General features: G+C 66.0%; 14 protein-coding genes. 4 read left to right on the top strand and 10 right to left on the bottom strand.

Features of this window, described 5'->3' with window-relative positions; translation table 11 throughout:
- Window positions 1-125 precede the first annotated feature (125 nt).
- From ETQ85_RS15460 to ETQ85_RS15450, 3 genes are all read left to right on the top strand, one after another.
- Window positions 126-2,210 carry an ATP-binding protein gene (locus tag ETQ85_RS15460; RefSeq protein WP_187394730.1) on the top strand — a complete coding sequence of 695 codons (2,085 nt, stop codon included), beginning with the start codon at window positions 126-128 and terminating at the stop codon, window positions 2,208-2,210.
- A 50-nt stretch (window positions 2,211-2,260) separates the two neighbouring features.
- Window positions 2,261-4,486: a putative bifunctional diguanylate cyclase/phosphodiesterase gene (locus tag ETQ85_RS15455; RefSeq protein WP_148579968.1), complete on the top strand. Its 2,226-nt coding sequence runs from the start codon at window positions 2,261-2,263 to the stop codon at window positions 4,484-4,486.
- Between the two features lie 86 nt (window positions 4,487-4,572).
- Entirely contained in the window at window positions 4,573-4,803 is a 231-nt protein-coding gene (locus ETQ85_RS15450) for a hypothetical protein (RefSeq protein WP_148579967.1), read from the top strand.
- Window positions 4,804-4,825: 22 nt separating this feature from the next.
- On the opposite strand, the gene ETQ85_RS15445 is transcribed toward ETQ85_RS15450, so the two are convergent.
- Window positions 4,826-5,644 carry an SPOR domain-containing protein gene (locus ETQ85_RS15445; protein ID WP_148579966.1) on the bottom strand — a complete coding sequence of 273 codons (819 nt, stop codon included), beginning with the start codon at window positions 5,642-5,644 and terminating at the stop codon, window positions 4,826-4,828.
- Window positions 5,641-6,174: a DUF2802 domain-containing protein gene (locus tag ETQ85_RS15440; RefSeq protein WP_148579965.1), complete on the bottom strand. Its 534-nt coding sequence runs from the start codon at window positions 6,172-6,174 to the stop codon at window positions 5,641-5,643. The genes ETQ85_RS15445 and ETQ85_RS15440 overlap by 4 nt, the downstream gene beginning before the upstream one ends.
- A gap of 159 nt (window positions 6,175-6,333) precedes the next feature.
- Between ETQ85_RS15440 and ETQ85_RS15435 the strand changes: the two genes are divergently transcribed.
- Window positions 6,334-7,089 carry a YdcF family protein gene (locus tag ETQ85_RS15435; protein WP_148579964.1) on the top strand — a complete coding sequence of 252 codons (756 nt, stop codon included), beginning with the start codon at window positions 6,334-6,336 and terminating at the stop codon, window positions 7,087-7,089.
- On the opposite strand, the gene ETQ85_RS15430 is transcribed toward ETQ85_RS15435, so the two are convergent.
- The 8 genes from ETQ85_RS15430 to ETQ85_RS15395 all read right to left on the bottom strand — a co-directional run bounded on the left by ETQ85_RS15430 (window position 7,079) and on the right by ETQ85_RS15395 (window position 17,475).
- Window positions 7,079-7,876 carry an enoyl-CoA hydratase/isomerase family protein gene (locus ETQ85_RS15430; RefSeq protein WP_148579963.1) on the bottom strand — a complete coding sequence of 266 codons (798 nt, stop codon included), beginning with the start codon at window positions 7,874-7,876 and terminating at the stop codon, window positions 7,079-7,081. The genes ETQ85_RS15435 and ETQ85_RS15430 overlap by 11 nt on opposite strands.
- Before the next feature lie 134 nt (window positions 7,877-8,010).
- Complete coding sequence (locus ETQ85_RS15425; RefSeq protein WP_148579962.1) at window positions 8,011-9,207, bottom strand: acetyl-CoA C-acyltransferase; 1,197 nt, start codon at window positions 9,205-9,207, stop codon at window positions 8,011-8,013.
- Between the two features lie 16 nt (window positions 9,208-9,223).
- The gene (locus tag ETQ85_RS15420; RefSeq protein WP_148579961.1) at window positions 9,224-11,608 is read right to left on the bottom strand and encodes a 3-hydroxyacyl-CoA dehydrogenase/enoyl-CoA hydratase family protein; all 2,385 of its coding nucleotides are present in this window, start codon (window positions 11,606-11,608) and stop codon (window positions 9,224-9,226) included.
- A gap of 181 nt (window positions 11,609-11,789) precedes the next feature.
- Window positions 11,790-12,458: a TetR/AcrR family transcriptional regulator gene (locus ETQ85_RS15415; protein ID WP_148579960.1), complete on the bottom strand. Its 669-nt coding sequence runs from the start codon at window positions 12,456-12,458 to the stop codon at window positions 11,790-11,792.
- A 4-nt stretch (window positions 12,459-12,462) separates the two neighbouring features.
- Entirely contained in the window at window positions 12,463-13,743 is a 1,281-nt protein-coding gene (locus ETQ85_RS15410; RefSeq protein WP_148579959.1) for an OmpP1/FadL family transporter, read from the bottom strand.
- Between the two features lie 119 nt (window positions 13,744-13,862).
- Complete coding sequence (locus ETQ85_RS15405) at window positions 13,863-14,270, bottom strand: acyl-CoA thioesterase (RefSeq protein WP_148579958.1); 408 nt, start codon at window positions 14,268-14,270, stop codon at window positions 13,863-13,865.
- Window positions 14,267-16,192 carry a 3-hydroxyacyl-CoA dehydrogenase NAD-binding domain-containing protein gene (locus ETQ85_RS15400; RefSeq protein WP_148579957.1) on the bottom strand — a complete coding sequence of 642 codons (1,926 nt, stop codon included), beginning with the start codon at window positions 16,190-16,192 and terminating at the stop codon, window positions 14,267-14,269. Before ETQ85_RS15400 ends, ETQ85_RS15405 begins: the two co-directional genes overlap by 4 nt.
- Window positions 16,192-17,475 (bottom strand): acetyl-CoA C-acetyltransferase, encoded by a 1,284-nt coding sequence (locus tag ETQ85_RS15395; RefSeq protein WP_148579956.1) that lies wholly within the window; start codon window positions 17,473-17,475, stop codon window positions 16,192-16,194. Before ETQ85_RS15395 ends, ETQ85_RS15400 begins: the two co-directional genes overlap by 1 nt.
- Window positions 17,476-17,481 lie beyond the last annotated feature (6 nt).

The raw sequence follows: 17,481 nt of genomic DNA, 5'->3' as shown, positions 1-17,481 counted from the left end.
AAGCCTGCCGCACCTGGCTGCGGCGAACTTATGTCACAGTTGGCGCTTCCGGGGATACGTAGAATTCAAAGCACGAAATCTGCTAAATACGTGCTTTATTCATGCCAAATACCCGAATATTCAAATTGCGACGACCCGTTGCGGTTCCGACCTTGCGCCTGCCCTGCCTGCGCGAGACCGCCACCGCGCTCCTGCGGGCACTCTCTGTCGGGTCTGCATCGGCACAGGACATCGCACGCATCATCGTGCTCGACCCGGTGCTGGTCTTTGAGTTGCTGCTCACCGACCCCCTCGGCGACACGGAAGCGGCCTGCATCCTGGATGCCATCACGCGCCGGCTCGAGGGCATCGACAGCGGCCTGCTCCAGGCCTGGGCCCTCAGGCACATCATCCAGCAGCCCCGACTCCGCGTCGGCGGACGCTCCCACCGCCACTACATCCTGCACAGCCAGTTCGTCGCCGAACTCGCTGAGCATCTCGCCCACGAAACCGGCTACCCGGATCCCGAACAGGCCTATGCCACCGGGCTCTTCCACGACCTCGGCCTGCTGTGGCTCGCCGAATACGCCGACGACTACCCGCAACTCCTCGCCGACACCACCGAAGAGCGCAACCTGACGCACACCGAGTGGGACCGCTATGGCCAGGATCACGCCGACCTGTCGGCCGACCTCGCCGCCCGCTGCGGCCTGCCTGCCGGCATCGCCGATGCCATCGCCCTGCATCACGCCGACCCGCAAGCCCTCGGCACGGCCCATCCGCTGGTCCGCCTTGCCGCCGCGGCGGAAGAGCTGGCCAGCTACCGCGGCAACCAGTCGGCGGCCAGCCTCGAAACCGCCAGCCAGCTGATCCAGCTGGAAGGCTCGATCATCGTCAGCCTCCTCGCCGACACCACCCGCAGTGTGCAGGCCAAGGCACGGACGCTCGGCATCCAGGCCGATCCGACCATGATGGCCCTGCCCTGGAACACCTCGACGGACGACGACGACACCAGCGAACTCATCGACAACGGCATTGCCCGGGCAGCCCTCAGCGCCTTCTCCCGCAGCGCCCTGATCGACGCCCCCACTGCGTGGCAGGACTTCAACCTGGCCTCCCGCCTGCTGCTCGGCATGGACGCCCCGGTGCTGTTCGTCAAAGCCCTCGGCAACGACGGCCTCACCGGCGCCGCCAACCCGGCCCACCCGGGGCTGACGCAGATTCACATCGCCGCCGACGATGCCCACAGCGTCATCGCCGAAGCCTATCGCGACAAGGTTGAAACCCGCTTCCAGAGCGGCCAGCGCCCCCCCGGCCGATGTGCAGCCGACTGGCAACTGGCCCGCTGGCTCGATAGCGACGGACTGCTGTGCGTGCCCTGGAACAATCACCACGAATCCGGCGTCGCCGTCTTTCCGTGCCCCAGCGCCGAAGACCCGGGCCTCGAAGTCGAACAAGACCTGCGCAAGACCCTGACCCTGGCAGCGACATCGCGCATTTCCGAGCGCAGCGCCGATCAGCGGACACGCCACGAACTCGAAGAAAGCATCGCCCGCCGCTATGTAGACCACGCCCGGCGCATCGCCCACGAGGCCAGCAACCCGCTGACCGTCATCAAGACCTATCTCGGCATCATCGACGAGAAGATCCACGACGCCACCCTCAAGGAACAGCTCAACCTCCTGAGCGACGAGCTCGACCGGGTCGGCACACTGATCCGCAAGGCCAGCGACTTCAGCGGCATCACCCCGACGGGTCCGGCGCACAGCGGAGTCAGCGAAATCCTTCACGACCTGCGTGCCCTGTACGGCGAAGCGCTGTTCGCACGTCGCGGCATCCAGTTTGAACTGCGCACCTCGCCCAGCCTGCCTCCTGCCGCCATCACCCCGGGCGCCCTCAAACAGATTCTGCTCAACCTGTTCAAGAATGCCGCCGAAGCCATTCCCGAGGGTGGCAAGCTGACCGTCTCCGCCGTCGCCGGCATCAACGCCAACGGCAGCCCCTGCCTCGAAATCCGGATCGTGGACAACGGCCCCGGCCTGGCCCCGGAACGGGTCCAGAGCCTCTTCGCCAGCGGCGCCAAAAGCAGCGACAAACCCGGCGGCAGCGGCGTCGGCCTGCCAGTGGTCCGCGAACTCGTCACCGCAAACGGCGGCACCATTCTGTGTCGCAGCCAGCTCGGCTCCGGCACGGTCTTCCAGATCTTCATGCCACTGGCGGCAACGCCCTGATTTGATGCATCATTGCGGCGCAAAATAGAAAAATTAGTCAGGGAGTCAAGATGGTCACCCCATGGGAAGGTCCATTCTTCCCGCTGGAGGCAAACCGGCGCACCGCGTCCGAGTCTCTTGTCCGCATTCTGGTCGTCGACGATGAGCCATCCCTCACACGCTCCATCGGCGCCCTTCTGCAAAGCAATGACCGGCTGATCGAAGATTGCGGCTCTGTTGCCGAGACACTCGCACGCCTGAACACCAGCTCCTTCGACCTGCTCATTCTCGACTACCGACTGCCCGACGCCACCGGCCTCGCCGTGCTGGACTGGCTGCTCAGCCACAACCGCCGTGAATCCGTCATCATGATCAGCGGCGAGCAATCGATGGACGCCGCCATCGGCGCCCTGCGCCGCAATGCCGACGACTTTCTGCTCAAGCCCTACAACGCCGACCAGCTCCGGCGCGCAGTCAGCAGCGCCCTCCTCAAGCGCCAGCTCGAACGCACCAACCGCCTCGTCCAGCAGCGCCTGCAGTCCTCCGAGCAGATGCACCGCTACCTGGTCGAAAATTCCCTCGACCTGATCTACACCCTCGACGCAGACGGGCGCTTCAATTACCTCAACCCGCGCATTGAGTCCCTGCTCGGGCATCGTCGCAATGCCCTCATCGGCAAGCACTTCTCCGAAATCGTGCACCCCGAGGACCTCGAACGCGCGCGCTTTTCCTTCAACGAACGACGCACCGGCAGCCGCTCCACGCACAACCTCGAACTGCGCCTCAACCGCAATCCGTACGGACTCGACGACAGCGACGGAAACGGGCCGGTCAGCGTCGTACTCAACGCCACGGGCATCTACAACCGGACCGACTCCCGGGCGTCGGCCCATTACGCCGGTACCTACGGCGCCGCACGCTGCCTGCCGGACGTCCGCAGCGGCGAGTCGACCTCCGTCGCCCACCCCTACCGGCCCAACCAGGACCCGCTGACCCAGCTGCCCAATCGCGATCTGTTCCGCGACCGCCTGAACCTCGCCATCGCCCAGGCCAAACGGCGCAAAAGCCTCATCGCGGTCATGTTCATCGACATGGACCGCTTCAAGCAGGTCAACGAAACCTACGGTCAGGGGGAAGGCGACGCACTCTTGCGCTCGGTGGCCCTGCGCCTCAAGCAGTGCCTGCGTCGTGGCGACACCCTGACCCGCCACGGCAGCGACGAATTCGTCGTGCTGCTGCCCGACATCGGCACCCAGGCCCACGCCCTGGCCATTGCCGAAAAAATCCTGCTCGCCCTGCGCACTCCGTTTCCGCTGGGCGAGAACGAATTGAGCACCACCATCAGCATGGGCATCGCCCTGCACCCCGAAGACGGTGCCAACGCGGAAGACCTCATCCAGCACGCCAGCGTGGCCATGCATCAGGTCAAGGGCAACGGCCGCAATGCCTACAGCCTTTTCTCGCCGGACATGCACACGACCTACCGGACGCGGGTCGGCCTCGAGAACGAATTGCGCCAGGCACTGATCCGCAACGAACTGGAGCTCCACTATCAGCCGCAGATCAGCCTTTCCCGCAACTGCGTCACCGGCATGGAAGCCCTCCTGCGCTGGCGCCATCCATCCCACGGACTGGTCGCACCATCGCGCTTCATACAGTTGGCCGAGGAAGCCGGCTTCATCCACGAGATCAGCAAATGGGTGCTCGAGACCGGCTGCGCCCAGCTCGCCACATGGCGTCGCCGCTATCCCGAGCTGCGTCTGGCCGCCAATCTGTCATCCCGCGATTTCGACCACACCGATCTTGGCGAAACCGTCTCACGGGCCCTCGTGCGCCACAGTCTGCCGGCTGACAGTCTGGAACTCGAAGTGACCGAGTGGCTGCTGCTGGAGGATGCCGAACGGGTCAGGCCGCGCATGCAGGGCTTGCGGGACCTGGGCGTGGGGATCGTCATCGACAACTTCGGCACCACCTGCTCGTCCCTCAGCAGCCTGCAGCGCTATGGCATCACCCGGCTGAAAATCGACCGCAGCTACGTGAAACAGATCAAGACGACCGGCACTCACCCCATCATCAGCGCCATAGCCGGGATTGCCCACAACTTTGACATCCAGCTCACCGCCGAAGGTGTCGAGCGCGACGACCAGCGGAATGCCCTCGCAAACCTCGGTTGCGACGAGATGCAGGGCTTCCTTTTTTCGCGCCCGGTGGATGCGCTGGAAGCCACCCGCATCCTGCAGGACTTGCGCCCCTCCTCCACGGTCGGCCGCCTGACCTACAGCACAGCAATATCCTGAATCCCGACGACGGGCCCGGACGGCACCAAAACCGTCACACTCAGTCGCTACATTGCGCCCATCGCCGAATCCATCTGGAGATCGCCATGGGAATCTTTCGCCTCGTTCTCGCCCACCCCCGCAGCCCCGAAGCACCGCGTCTGGTCGCCGAGCATCTGGACCCGGTCTGGCTCAAGCAGCGCGGCTATGAAATCGCCCGCAGCCTGGGTGATGAGGGCGCCCTGTGGACACCGCAAGCCTCGACGGGCGGCAGGCATGACCTGTCGCTGCGCTGCCGCAGCGGCCACGCCCTCGCCATTCTCACGGAACAGCCCTGACCCCCTGAAGGCCGGGCGCCGCTCAGCGCCCGAAGGGTTGCAAGGTCCCCGCGTCGATACCCTTTTCGCGCAGGCGCGCCTGCGCGGCCAGCGCATCCCGACGATCGGCGAAGGGACCGACCACGACGCGGGTTTCAAGCTGGGAAGGAATGCCGGCCTGAGCCAGCCGCGCCCGCAAATCCTCTGCCGTGGCGACGCTGGAAAACATCCCGAAGTGCAGCACATAACGCGGCGCGGCCTCGACCTTGCCAGCCACCGCTGCAGCCGGTGCCGGTGCAGGCAGCGCCGCCGTGGCCGCTGGAGCGGGTGCCGGGGCTGACGGAGCAGGGACCACCCCAGCCGGACGGCTCACCGGGGCCACGGCACCGACTGGCGCCGGCACCGCAGCAACGGGAGCGGATACGGCAGGCGCAGCGACAGACCTGGGCGGGGCCGGAGCCCCCCCCGCAGACACCGGCGGGCGGGCCAAAGGACGCGTCCCCTCGCCGATTCTGCCCACTCGCTCAGCCCGTTCGCCCTCGGGAAGAATCGGTGGCGCAGACCCCTCGGACGTGGCCGGAGCCGCCTCGAGCGGAACGCTGTCCACGGCTTCACCGGCACGGACCACCTCTGGCGGCGCATCCCGCCCGGTTTCCGGCGCGACCTGAGCCGGCGCGATAGGCTTGGTCGGCAACACAATCTCGGCGGGCTCCGGCGGCCGGGAAAGGTGATCGAACAAGGACAAGCCGCCCAGCAGCAAGCCAATCAGGCCGCCGGCAACACTGGCGCGCACCCATAGCTGCTTGCGGGGATCTTCCTCTGCGGTGGCGTCCTGATCTGGCGCCTGCTGTTCTTCGGTCATGTTCCATCCTCCGCCCGCGCCAGGGCACAAACCAGCTCGGCTTCTGCCACCGAAATCCCGCAATGATCTGCGATCTGGGCCGCCGCGATGCCGCGCCCGGCCAGCAGCATGGCCTCGGAATGCTGCGGCGAGACGGGCCGGACATACTGCGGCGGACGCTCCTTGGCGGCCTGCAGCTCATTCATGTCGAGGCGCATGGCCACCAGCTCGCTGCGCAAAAAATCCTGCTCGGTACGCAACTGGGCCACATCGCGCCGCAACTGCTGGATCTCGATATCGTTGACGCTTTCCTGCGGTACGGCGGGCACGGGCACCTCCAACGGCACCACCGGCTCGGGGGAGCGCGGCACCGGCACCGACACTGGCATGGGCTCAGGTGCATCAACCACCACAGTCTGCGGCGACCGGACACCCTCGCCTGCTCCCGGCGTCTTGCGGGGCACCGCCAGCCGGAACAGGATGAAAAGAAGATACAGACCAAGAACGGCGACCAGCGCCAGGACTCCCTCACGTACACCGACTTCGATCATCGCACCGGTCCCCTGGCTCCGGTGTCGCTTCTACATGACTCACAAGCTTTGATGACGATGATCTTTCCCCTGATGACTGGCGCGCGATTGACGCTGCGATAATAGCCGCGCGCCACTCCACCGACAATGCGACACCCGCCTGACGCCCCCCTTTTCGACATGTTCATCCTCAAAAAGACCCTCTCCCTGCTGATCCTGCCCCCGCTGGGGCCCCTGATCCTGATCGCCATCGGTCTTTTGCTCAGCCGGAAACGACCACGAGCGGGAAAAATGCTGGCCTGGGGTGGCCTCATCCTGGCCCTGGCGCTGATCACACCCGTATCCGTCAGGCTGCTCCTCGACGATCTGGAAGCCCATCCGCCACTGCAGGTCGCGAGCCTTGAACACGCCGACGTGATCGTCATCCTCGGCGGCGGCGCGCGCAGCTATGCGCCGGAATTCGGCGGCTCGACGGTCAATCGGCTGACCCTCGAGCGAATCCGCTACGGCGCCCGCCTGGCCCGTCAGTCAGGCCTGCCAGTCATGGTGACGGGGGGCGCAGCAAGCGGCGAAGTACCGGAAGGCACGTTGATGAAGGCGGCACTGGAGGAAGACTTCCGGGTGCCCGTCCGGTGGGCCGAAACACGCTCGCGGGACACCCGCGAAAACGCCGACCTGTGCGCCGGGATCTTGTTGCCGGCCGGCCTGCGGCGCATCGCGCTGGTCACCCACGCCGCCCACATGCGACGTTCCGTCGAGGCCTTCGAGCACGCCGGCTTCGAGGTCATTCCGGCGCCCACGGCCTTCTTCCGCGACCGCAGCCAAGGCCGCGACAAAGAAGGCTTTCTCGAGCTGCCCGACATGAATGGCGCCTATGCCGGCTGGTATGCGATCCACGAATGGATCGGCCTGCTGGTCTACCGCCTCAGCCGTTGAAGCGCGCCTTGCGCTTGCCGAGGAAGGCATTGAGGCCCTCGTCGAAGTTCGGCTGGGTTGTGCAGCGGGCAAAGGCATCGGCCTCCAGCTGGAGCTGGGCATCAAGGGACTGGTCGGCGGACTGGTTGAGCAGACGCTTCATTTCCGCGTAAGTCTCCCGCGGACCATTGACGATACGGCCGACCAGCGCGGCGACTGCGGCATCCAGTTCGGCAAGCGGTACCACCTTGTTCACCACGCCGAGGCGCTGGGCTTCGGCGGCGTCGAAGCGATCCGCCAGCAGAAGCAATTCGAAGGCCTTGTGACGGCCGACAATGCGCGGCAGAAACCACGACACTCCGCCGTCGCCAGACAGCCCGATGCTCGCGTAAGCGCTCGTGAAGTAGGCGCTGTCGGCGGCCACGACCAGATCGCAGCCCAGCGCCAGCGACAGACCGAAACCGGCGCAGGCCCCCTGGACCCGGGCAATCACCGGCACCGGCACAGCCGCCAGGGCCTCGACGCTCTGATTGATGTACAGCTCGATCATGGCCCGGAAGGTTGCCAGGCGACTCTCCGGGGAAAGATGCAGATGGGACGCGAAATCCTTCAGATCGCCGCCGGCCATGAAGTGCTCGCCAGCCCCGACAATCAGCACCACCCGCAGATCGTCGCGGCGAGACAGTTTGGCGGTGGCTTCGGCGAGGGCCTTCATCATGTCCACCGACAGGGCATTGAGGGACGCCGGGCGGTTAAGGGTAAGCGTCGCAACGCCATCGATCACGTCCAGCAAAATGGGGGAAGTCATGGAACAGCCCTCCTGGGCTTGTGTTGATTTTGTGCAGGCCTCCATTTCACCGCGAAGACTGGCAAGCGGGAAGTGCCAGACGCAAAAAAGGCGGCACGCCCGGCGCACCGCCTTTCAGGAAACAACAGCCCGGATCAGAGCCGCTCGAAAACCCCTGCCGCGCCCATGCCGGTACCGATGCACATCGAGATCATGCCGTAGCGGGCCGGGGTGCGCTGGAAGGCGCTCATCAGGGTTGCCGCACGGATCACGCCGGTAGCCCCCAGCGGGTGGCCGAGGGCAATCGCGCCGCCCTGCGGATTCACCTTGGCCGGATCAATGCCCAGTTGCCGCATCACCGCGATGGCCTGCGCCGCAAAGGCCTCGTTCAGCTCGATCCAGTCCAGGTCGCCCTGGCTGATACCGGCCGCCTTGAGGGCACGGGGAATTGCCTCGACCGGACCGATGCCCATGATTTCCGGCGGCACACCGGCCACCGAATAACTGCAGAAACGGGCGATCGGCGTCACGCCGTAGCGCTTCACCGCCGCTTCCGACATCAGCAGCACCGCGCCGGCGCCGTCGGACATCTGCGAGCTGTTGCCGGCCGTCACCGAACCGCGGGCGGCGAACACCGGCTTGAGCTTGCCGAGGCTCTGCACCGTCGCATCGCCGCGCGGGCCTTCGTCCGTGTCGCAGATGCGCTCGCTGACGCGCACCGTGCCGCCGTCGCCGGGCACATGGGTGCGCACGGTGTAGGGCGTGATCTCGTCGCGGAAGGCTCCGGCGGCAATCGCCGCGGCAGCGCGCTGGTTGGACTGCACCGCAAAGGCGTCCTGCTCGTCGCGGCTGATCTGCCATTGCTGGGCGACCTTCTCGGCGGTGAGGCCCATGCCGAAGGCGATGCCGAGGTTTTCTTCCTTGGCGAAGATGGCCGGGTTCAGCGAGATCTTGTTGCCCATGATCTGCGGCATCACGCTCATGCTCTCGGTGCCGGCGGCGATCATCACCTCGGCTTCGCCAAGGCGGATGCGCGCTGCAGCGTCGGCCACGGCCTGCAGGCCGGACGAACAGAAGCGGTTGATGGTGATGCCCGGCACGCTGTTGGGCAGACCGGCCAGCAGCAGGCCGATGCGCGCCACGTTCATGCCCTGCTCGGCTTCCGGCATGGCACAGCCGACAATCACGTCACCAATTTCATGGGCGTCGAGCCCCGGCACCTTGGCCACCACCGCCGCCAGCACATGGGCCAGCATGTCGTCGGGGCGCACGTTGCGGAACATGCCGTTGCGCTTGGCCACCGGCGTGCGCGTGGCGGCGACGATGTAGGCTTCCTGAATCTGTTTGCTCATCTTGATCTGTCTCCGTTCAGTTGCGCAGCGGCTTGCCGGTTTCGAGCATGTGCACGATGCGCTGCTGGGTCTTCTCGGTCTTCAGCAGGTCCACGAAAAGGGCGCGCTCCACATCGAGCAGCCAGGCTTCGGACACCTTGGCATTGGTTTCCACCTCGCCGCCGCACAGGGCGGTGGCGGCCGCGCGGGCGACGCGGTAATCCCAGGCCGAAATGAAGCCGCCTTCCTTCATGTTGATCAGCATCATTTCGCAGGTGGCGATGCCGTTGCGGCCGGCCACCTGCACGGCACGCTGCACCAGCGGCGGCTGGTAGCCCGACTCGGCCAGCGCGCGGGCGCGATGGATGGCCACGTGGAGCAGCTCGCGCGGGTTGAAGAGGATGTCGTCGGACGCCTTGGCGAAGCCCAGTTCCACCGCCTGCAGCGCGCTCTTGGAGACATTGGCCATGGCGATGGTCTGGAACATGTTCTGGATGAAGGGGAAGACGTCGCCGCCCGCCGCCTTGGTCGCCATGTCGGCCGCCCGCAGGGCGAACTCCTTGCAGCCACCGCCCGCCGGAATCAAGCCGACACCGGCTTCGACGAGGCCGACGTAGCTTTCCAGCGCCATCACCCGGTGCGTGGCATGCATGACGAACTCGCAGCCGCCGCCCAGCGCCATGCCCTGCACGGCCGCTACGGTGGGCACCATGGCGTGCTTGAGCGCCATGGAGGCCTGCTGGAACTTGGCGACGGTCTTTTCGAGCAGATCGAACTGGCCGGCCTTGCAGGCTTCGGCGACTTGCTGGAGGTTGGCGCCGACGGCAAACGGCGCCTCGTGCCAGATCACCAGGCCATCCAGGTCGCGCTCGGCGCGCGCCACGGCTTCAAGCACGCCGTCGAGCACCTCCTCGCCGATGCTGTGCATCTTCGACTTGAAGGACAGGATGCCGATGCGCGCGTCCTTGGCGGGCAGGCTCCACAGGCGAACACCGTCGTTCTCCCACAGGGTCTTGCCGGCGTCCGGGGCCGCTTCGCCAAGGACTTGCTCGGGGTAAAGCTGGCGGCCGTACACCGGCAAGGTCGAGCGCGGCTTGAGGGCCGAATCCGTGGCGCTCCACGAACCCTCCGGCGCATGCACGCCGGTACGGCCATCGAAAACCCAGGCCGGCAGCGGCGAGGCGGTCATGGTCAGGCCGGCATCGATGTCGGCTTTCACCGCATCGGCAATGCTCTGCCAGCCGGCCGCCTGCCAGGTTTCAAACGGCCCCTGCGTCCAACCGAAGCCCCAGCGCATGGCGAAATCCACGTCGCGGGCGTTGTCGGCAATGTCGGCCAGGTGGAAGGCGCAGTAGTGGAACACGTCGCGGAAGATCGCCCACAGGAACTGCGCCTGCGGGTGCTGGCTGGCGCGCAGCTGGGCGAATTTTTCGACCGGATTGCGGTTCTTGAGGATGGCGGCCACTTCCGGCGCCACGTCACCTGCGCTGGGGCGGTAATCCTGCTTGGCCAGATCCAGCACCTGGATGACCTTGCCGTCCTTGCGGAAGATGCCCCTCTTGGTTTTCTGACCCAACGCGCCCTTGCTGATCAGGCCGGCGAGCCATGCGGGGCTTTGGTAATAGCCATGCCACGGGTCGGCTGGCAGGGTGGCCTGCATGGTGCCGATGACGTGGGCCATGGTGTCGAGGCCGACCACGTCGGCGGTGCGATAGGTGGCGCTCTTGGGACGGCCGATGATCGGGCCGGTAAGGGCGTCCACCTCGTCGAAGCCGAGGCCCAGGCGCGCGGTGTGGTGCATCACCGCCAGGATCGAGAACACGCCGACCCGGTTGGCGACGAAGTTGGGCGTGTCCTTGGCGCGGACGATGCTCTTGCCCAGGCGGGTGGTCAGCCAGGCCTCCAGCGCGTCAAGCGTGGCAATGTCAGTGCTGCGGGTGGCGATCAGTTCCACCAGCGCCATGTAGCGCGGTGGGTTGAAGAAGTGGATGCCACAGAAGCGCGCACGGGCTTCGGCCGGCATGCCTTCCGACAAGGTGTTGATCGACAGGCCCGAGGTGTTGGAGGCGAAGATCGCGTCCGGGCGGATGAAGGGCGCGACCTTGCTGTACAGATCGAGCTTCCATTCCATCTTCTCGGCAATGGCCTCGATGATGAGGTCGCAGTCGCGCAGCTTGTCCAGGTCGCTGCCGTAGTTGGCCACGTCGATGAACTGGGCCCGGTCCCGGGTGGCCAGCGGCGCCGGCTCAAGCTTCTTCAGCGCATCGACGGCCTTCTGGGCGATGGCATTGGGCGGGCCTTCCTTGGCGGGAAGGTCGAAAAGAATGACCGGCACGCCGGCGTTGGCGCAGTGGGCGGCAATCTGCGCCCCCATCACACCGGCGCCCAGCACCGCCACCTTGCGAATGATCAGTCTGCTCACATGCTCCTCCTTCTGGCTCGGCCCGGAAGCGGGCCTTTGTTATTGGGTACGAATCGCGCGATGCGAAAAATTGAACAACTGTTCAAATATTAGCGCAATGCGTCCTCTGGATACAACATAGTCAAAGTTTCAACGCGTTTCCGTGGGTCGGACTTCAGTCCGACCCACGGGGAAACCGCAATCAGGTGCCTCGTGGCATGCCGGCCGGGGCCTGGAAGCCCGCCACGACAAAGGGTCGCAAACGCGCCATGACGGCTTCGGGGTCGCCGGCGTCGGCGAGGGAATAGTTTTCGGTCATCCGCATGACATCCTTTCCAGCCATCGCGTAGGCCACGATGCCGACAAAGAAATACATGCGCCACACCACGTCGTCCTGAGTGAGATGGGGCAGCGCACGCATAAAAGCCTGGCGGTAACGATCCACCGCCTCCCGGTACTCAAGCGGGAAAAAGGCCTCGGTGCCTGGCCCGGGCTCGTAGAAAGCCCGGCCGATGAGTTGCTTGAAGACTTCCCCGGAGATGTTGTCCTTGCGCGTCAGGCGCAGGGCCGACGACAGGAAGGCATCCACCAGCACATCGACGGCAATCGGCTTGCCACCGGCCACCGCTTCGAGCCGGTCGAGATAGCCGACCCGACTGCCGCCCCGATTGCCCAGCGCGCGGGCATATACCGCCTCCATCAGCCCCTGCTTGGAGCCGTAGTGGTAGTTCACCAGCGCCACCGGCACCCCGGCGGCGCCAGTAATCATGCGCACCGAGGTGGCGGCATAGCCGTTCTCCATGAACAGGCGTTCGGCCGCATCGAGGATGCGTGTCTTGGTGTCAGGGAGCTGGCTGTCGGGGCGGACCATGGGATCAGAAGGCCATTGAATACTGGGCGCCGAAGATCCACACGCGGGCGTCGTACACACCGCTCACCCGACCACGCCCAAGCGCGGTCTGGTTGTTGTCGATGTGTGACTCCGGCACGTGGAGGTAGGCCAGGCCGAGATCAACCAGCGAATCCTTGTTGACCTTGATCTGCGCACCGGTAGAGAACCAGGTGCGGTTGCTGTCGGGCAGCGACACCAGGCGATGCTGGTCACTCGGCACCGGAGTCTGGTCGTAGGCCACGCCAAACTTCAGCTTGACCGTTTCATTCAGGCGGTAGTTGGCACCGAGGGCATAACGCCAGGTGTCGCGGAACTTGGTTTCCAGTGTCTGCACCGTGGCGCCGTTGAGCGCACCCGAGGTACGCACAATGTCCACTTTCGGGATACTGCTCCAGCCGGTCCACGAGATGTCACCGAGCATTTCCCACTTGTCGTTGAGATTCTGCGTGACGCTCAGGATGAAGGTGTCGGGCAATTCCACATCCGCCTTGGCGTTGCCGGTGGTCAGGGCCGCAGAGGCGCCTGCCGCCGGCCCCTGGACTTTCAGGTCGCCCTTCAGGTCGTGCTTGATCTTGGAACGGTAAGACACACCGACCTTGGTCGTCGGGCTCAGGGTGAACAAGGCGCCCACGTTCCAGCCCCACGCATCGTTGTCCGCCGTCAGGGTGGCCTTGGTGGCGGCCAGCGCAGCGGAGGTAACCGTCGCCTGGCGGGCATACTCGACTTCCATCCGCTGCAGGCTGACACCGCCGCCAATCGACACCTTGTCGTTCAGGCGATAGGCCAGGCTGGGATTGATGTTGTAGGTCTTGATATCGAACTTGAGGGCCTGGGCGCCGCCCAGCCACGGGTTGTCGTATTCGGTGACCATGCCAAAGGGGGCACCAAAACCCACACCCGCATACAGATCCTTGGTCAGCGCCCACGACATGTAGGCGTTGGGAACAAAGCCCCAGCGGCCGGCATCGCCCCCGTCGCCGGACGTGCCCAGAACCCCGGCACTCGAGCCTCGATCGTCGAACTTGAAGGTTGGCCGCACGACAGACAGGCCGACCGAGATCTCCCGATCCTTCAACTGCGTCATGCCTGCCGGGTTATAGAAGATCGTGCTGGCGTTTTCGGCCACGGCCGCCGAGCCGGCATAGGCGTTGCCGATTCCGCTGGCGTTCTGCTCAAGCAACTGGAAGCCCGCGGCAGAAGCCTGCCCGCCGGCCAGACTCAGGGCCAGCAGCGGCATCAGACGGGCGATCGTCTTCATCTTCATATCATGTCTCCTCACATTTGGGCGCTGTACTTGTGAAGCAACCGGGGGCTGCGCATACCCTCGGCGATTCTAGAGCGGCAAGGCCTTATGGCCCTGCAGCAAAAAGGGGCTTGTTGCTTTCACGCGACAGGCTCGGGCGGAATGTCCCGTTTCACACCACGGGTATCGACCGCCACGTAAGTCAGGGTGGCTTCGGTCACCTTCACCACCACCGGGTCTTCCGGGTTGCGCTCGGCAAAGACTTCCACATCCACGGTGATCGAGCTCTTACCGACCCGCAGAATCTCCGCGTAAAAACTGACGATGTCGCCGACCGACACTGGCTGCTTGAAGAGGAAGGAGTTCACCGCGATGGTCGCCACCCGGCCCCGCGCCCGCTGACGGGCCGGGACGGCACCGGCGATGTCCACCTGGGACATGATCCAGCCGCCAAAAACATCGCCCGCCGGGTTGAGATCGCGCGGCATGGGCATGACCCGCAAAACCGGCATCTTGCCGGGCGGCAGCTGGGTGGGAGGGTTGGTCATGAAAGACTCCTGGAATGATTGAGGGGGCCGCCCGTAAAGGGCGCAAAGCCAGTCCCGAATATAACGCCCGCGTCAGCCAGATCGGCATCGGCAACCACACCTTTCGCCACGCAGGCCTCTGTCGCCGCCAGCAGGGGCGCCACGATGCGCGCAGCCAGCCCGGCCGGAGCGCTTGTCGAGGCTGACTTTTGCGCCTTGCCGGCCTGCCAGGTGTAGAAGCCCTGCCCGCTCTTCTTGCCCAGATGGCCCGCCGCGACCTTGTCCGCCAGCGCCTTCGGCAACACCGCAGCGGCACCGGCCAGTGCCTTGCCGGCAGCCACGGCAATATCCAGCCCCACTGTATCGACCAGCTCGATCGGCCCCATCGGCATGCCGTAAGCCACCAGAGCGGCGTCGATGGCTTCCGGCGCGATGCCTTCATCGACGCAGCGCAGCGCTTCATACATGTAGGGGCCGAGCACCGCGTTGACCAGGAAACCCGGCTCGTCCTTCACCGGCAACGGCAGCTTGTCGAGCTTGCGCACGAAGGCTGCGGCACGTCTGAAGGCTTCGTCGCTGCTGGCCGGGGTGCGCACCACTTCCACCAGCGGCATGACGGCCACCGGATTGAAGAAATGGATGCCCACCAGCCGGCCCGGCTCGGCCAGCGCCGAGGCAATGTCGGCGATACGCAGGCTGGAGGTATTGGAAGCCAGCAGCGCATCGGGTCTGGCGCGCAGTTCGATGTCGACGAACAACGCCCGCTTGGCCTCCAGGTTCTCGACAATGGCCTCGATGATCACGTCGGCGCGGGCCACGCCGTGGCCGGCCGGATCGGGAATCACACGGTCCAGCGCGAAACGCGCCTCCCGCGGCTTGCCCTTGAACTTGCGTTCAAAGCGCTTGGCCGCCCGGGCGATGGCCGGGGCGATGCGTTCGACGCTCTGGTCCTGCAGGGTCACGATCATGCCGCGCAGGGCGCATTCGGTGGCGATGTCGCCGCCCATCACGCCGGCACCCACCACGTGCACACGCAGCGGATTGAAATCGGCGTCCTTGCCGAAGCCCTTAAGACGCTCCTGCAGGAAGAAAACGCGGATCAGGTTCTTGGCCGTCGGCGAGCGGAAGATGGCCTCCAGCGACGACGACGAGGCCGCCGGCACGGCCAGCGCATTGCCGCCGTAATGGGCCCAGATGTCGATGATCGCGTAAGGCGCCGGGTAATGTTCCGGCCGGGCCTTGCTGGCCACCTGCTTTTTCGCCTTGCCGGCGACGATGCTGCGCAGCGGGCCGTTCAGCAGGCCCTGCAGCAGCGGCAAGCGGCGCGGCGCGCGGCCGGACAGCAGCATGATCCGCGCGGCGTTGTCCATCACCCGGGCCGGCACGCAGTCGTCGGCGAGGCCCAGGCGCCTGGCCTTGACGGCATCCACGCCCTTGCCGGTGAGCATCAGGTCGAGGGCCGCCGCCGGGCCGATAAGTTGCGGCAGACGCAGCATGCCGCCCCAGGCCGGGTAGATGCCGAGCATCACCTCGGGCAGGGCCAGGCGGGTGCCCGGTTCATCCACGGTAAGGCGGTAGCGGCAGGCCAGGGCCAGTTCCAGCCCGCCGCCCATGCAGTGGCCGCGAATCAGCGCGAGGGTCGGATAAGTCGCCCGGGCCAGCCGCTCGAACAGCGTCCAGCCCCGCGCCACCAGCGCCCGGGCGTCCTCGGCGGAATCGATGCGGGTGAATTCCTCGATGTTGGCGCCGGCGATGAAGCCCGCCGCCTTGCCGGAGCGAATCACCAGGCCCGTCGGCGGGCGCAGGGTGAGTTGATCGAGCACCAGATCCAGCTCGGCCATCACTGCGGCACCGAGCGTATTGGCGGCGGAGTCGGCCACATTGAGCGTCGCCCAGGCAATCCCTTCGGCGTCCCGTTCCAGTTTCCAGTTGTTCAGCGTCATCACAGCGCCTCCACCAGCATTGCCCCACCCAGCCCGCCACCGATGCAGATGCTGGCGATGCCCCGCTTGCCGCCGCTGCGGCGCAGGGACTGGAGCAGATGCAGCACGATGCGCGCCCCGCTCGCCCCCACCGGATGACCGAGGGCCACAGCCCCGCCATCCACGTTGAGACGGGCCGGATCAATGGCGCCCAGTGCGCCGGGCAGATCCAGGCGGGTGCGGCAATAGTCCTCGTCCTGCCAGGCCCGCAAACAGGCGATGACCTGGGCGGCGAAGGCTTCGTTGATCTCCCACAGGTCCAGGTCGTTCAGCCCCAGACCGTGACGCTTGAGGATCGGCGTGGCCGCATGGACCGGGCCGAGGCCCATCTGATCCGGCTCCAGCCCCGCCCACTGGCTGTCGACGATGCGGCCGATGGGTTCGAGCTTGAAACGCTTGACGGCCTCTTCCGAGGCCAGCACCAGCCAGGTGGCACCATCGGTGATCTGCGAACTGTTGGCGGGGGTCACCCGCCCGTATTTCTTGTCGAAGAAGGGTTTGAGCTTGGCCAGGCCGGCCATGGAGGCGTCACGGCGCAGGCCGTCGTCCTCGCCATACACGGTGCCATCCCGGTCGATCAGCGGCACCAGCTCGTCGGCAAAGTGGCCGGCGTCCTGCGCGGCGGCGACGCGGCGGTGACTTTCCACCGAGAAAGCATCCATATCTTCGCGGGTGATGCCGAATTTCCACGCCAGGTTCTCGGCGGTCTGGCCCATGAGCTGGCCGACGATGGGGTCGGTGAGGCCCTTCATGATGCCGATCACCGGCGCCAGGTAGCCGGGGCGAAACTGCTTCAGCATGGCCAGTTTCTGGCCAAGGCTGCGCGCCCCCATCCAGCCGGCGAACCAGCGCACCATTGCATCGGAGTACAGCAGCGGCGCCCGTGACAGGGCATCGACGCCGCCGGCCAGCACCAGCTGCGAGCGGCCGCAATGAATGTTGGCCATCGCCGAATCCAGCGCCTGCATGCCCGAGGCGCAGTTGCGCATCACCGTCCAGCCCGGCACCTTGAGGCCGCAACCCATGCGCAGGGCCACCACGCGGCCGATGTTCACTTCGTCCGGCGACGGGCTGGCGCAGCCAAGGATCACTTCGTCCAATTGGTCCGGGGTGAAGCGCTGGCGGGCCAGCAGCGCGCTGCCGGCGGCGGTCGCCAGATCGGAGGCGGCGAAGGGGCCGGGGGCGTTGCGGGCCTTCAGGAAAGGCGTGCGCGCCCCATCGATGATGTAGATCGGCTGGATCATGATTGG

Source organism: Zoogloea oleivorans (assembly GCF_008107625.1).
Classification (GTDB): Bacteria; Pseudomonadota; Gammaproteobacteria; order Burkholderiales; family Rhodocyclaceae; genus Zoogloea; species Zoogloea oleivorans.
The sequence above is the reverse complement of the archived record's forward strand: the minus strand, read 5'-3'. Positions and strand labels throughout refer to the sequence as shown.

What these genes read in the sequence shown, in the direction of transcription:
- ETQ85_RS15455 (WP_148579968.1), top strand. Translation starts at nt 2,261, where the DNA reads ATGGTCACCCCATGGGAAGGTCCATTCTTCCCGCTGGAGGCAAACCGG.
- ETQ85_RS15415 (WP_148579960.1), bottom strand. Translation starts at nt 12,458, where the DNA reads ATGGTCCGCCCCGACAGCCAGCTCCCTGACACCAAGACACGCATCCTC.
- ETQ85_RS15405 (WP_148579958.1), bottom strand. Translation starts at nt 14,270, where the DNA reads ATGACCAACCCTCCCACCCAGCTGCCGCCCGGCAAGATGCCGGTTTTG.
- ETQ85_RS15440 (WP_148579965.1), bottom strand. Translation starts at nt 6,174, where the DNA reads ATGATCGAAGTCGGTGTACGTGAGGGAGTCCTGGCGCTGGTCGCCGTT.
- ETQ85_RS15450 (WP_148579967.1), top strand. Translation starts at nt 4,573, where the DNA reads ATGGGAATCTTTCGCCTCGTTCTCGCCCACCCCCGCAGCCCCGAAGCA.
- ETQ85_RS15445 (WP_148579966.1), bottom strand. Translation starts at nt 5,644, where the DNA reads ATGACCGAAGAACAGCAGGCGCCAGATCAGGACGCCACCGCAGAGGAA.
- ETQ85_RS15395 (WP_148579956.1), bottom strand. Translation starts at nt 17,475, where the DNA reads ATGATCCAGCCGATCTACATCATCGATGGGGCGCGCACGCCTTTCCTG.
- ETQ85_RS15410 (WP_148579959.1), bottom strand. Translation starts at nt 13,743, where the DNA reads ATGAAGATGAAGACGATCGCCCGTCTGATGCCGCTGCTGGCCCTGAGT.
- ETQ85_RS15430 (WP_148579963.1), bottom strand. Translation starts at nt 7,876, where the DNA reads ATGACTTCCCCCATTTTGCTGGACGTGATCGATGGCGTTGCGACGCTT.
- ETQ85_RS15400 (WP_148579957.1), bottom strand. Translation starts at nt 16,192, where the DNA reads ATGACGCTGAACAACTGGAAACTGGAACGGGACGCCGAAGGGATTGCC.
- ETQ85_RS15435 (WP_148579964.1), top strand. Translation starts at nt 6,334, where the DNA reads ATGTTCATCCTCAAAAAGACCCTCTCCCTGCTGATCCTGCCCCCGCTG.
- ETQ85_RS15425 (WP_148579962.1), bottom strand. Translation starts at nt 9,207, where the DNA reads ATGAGCAAACAGATTCAGGAAGCCTACATCGTCGCCGCCACGCGCACG.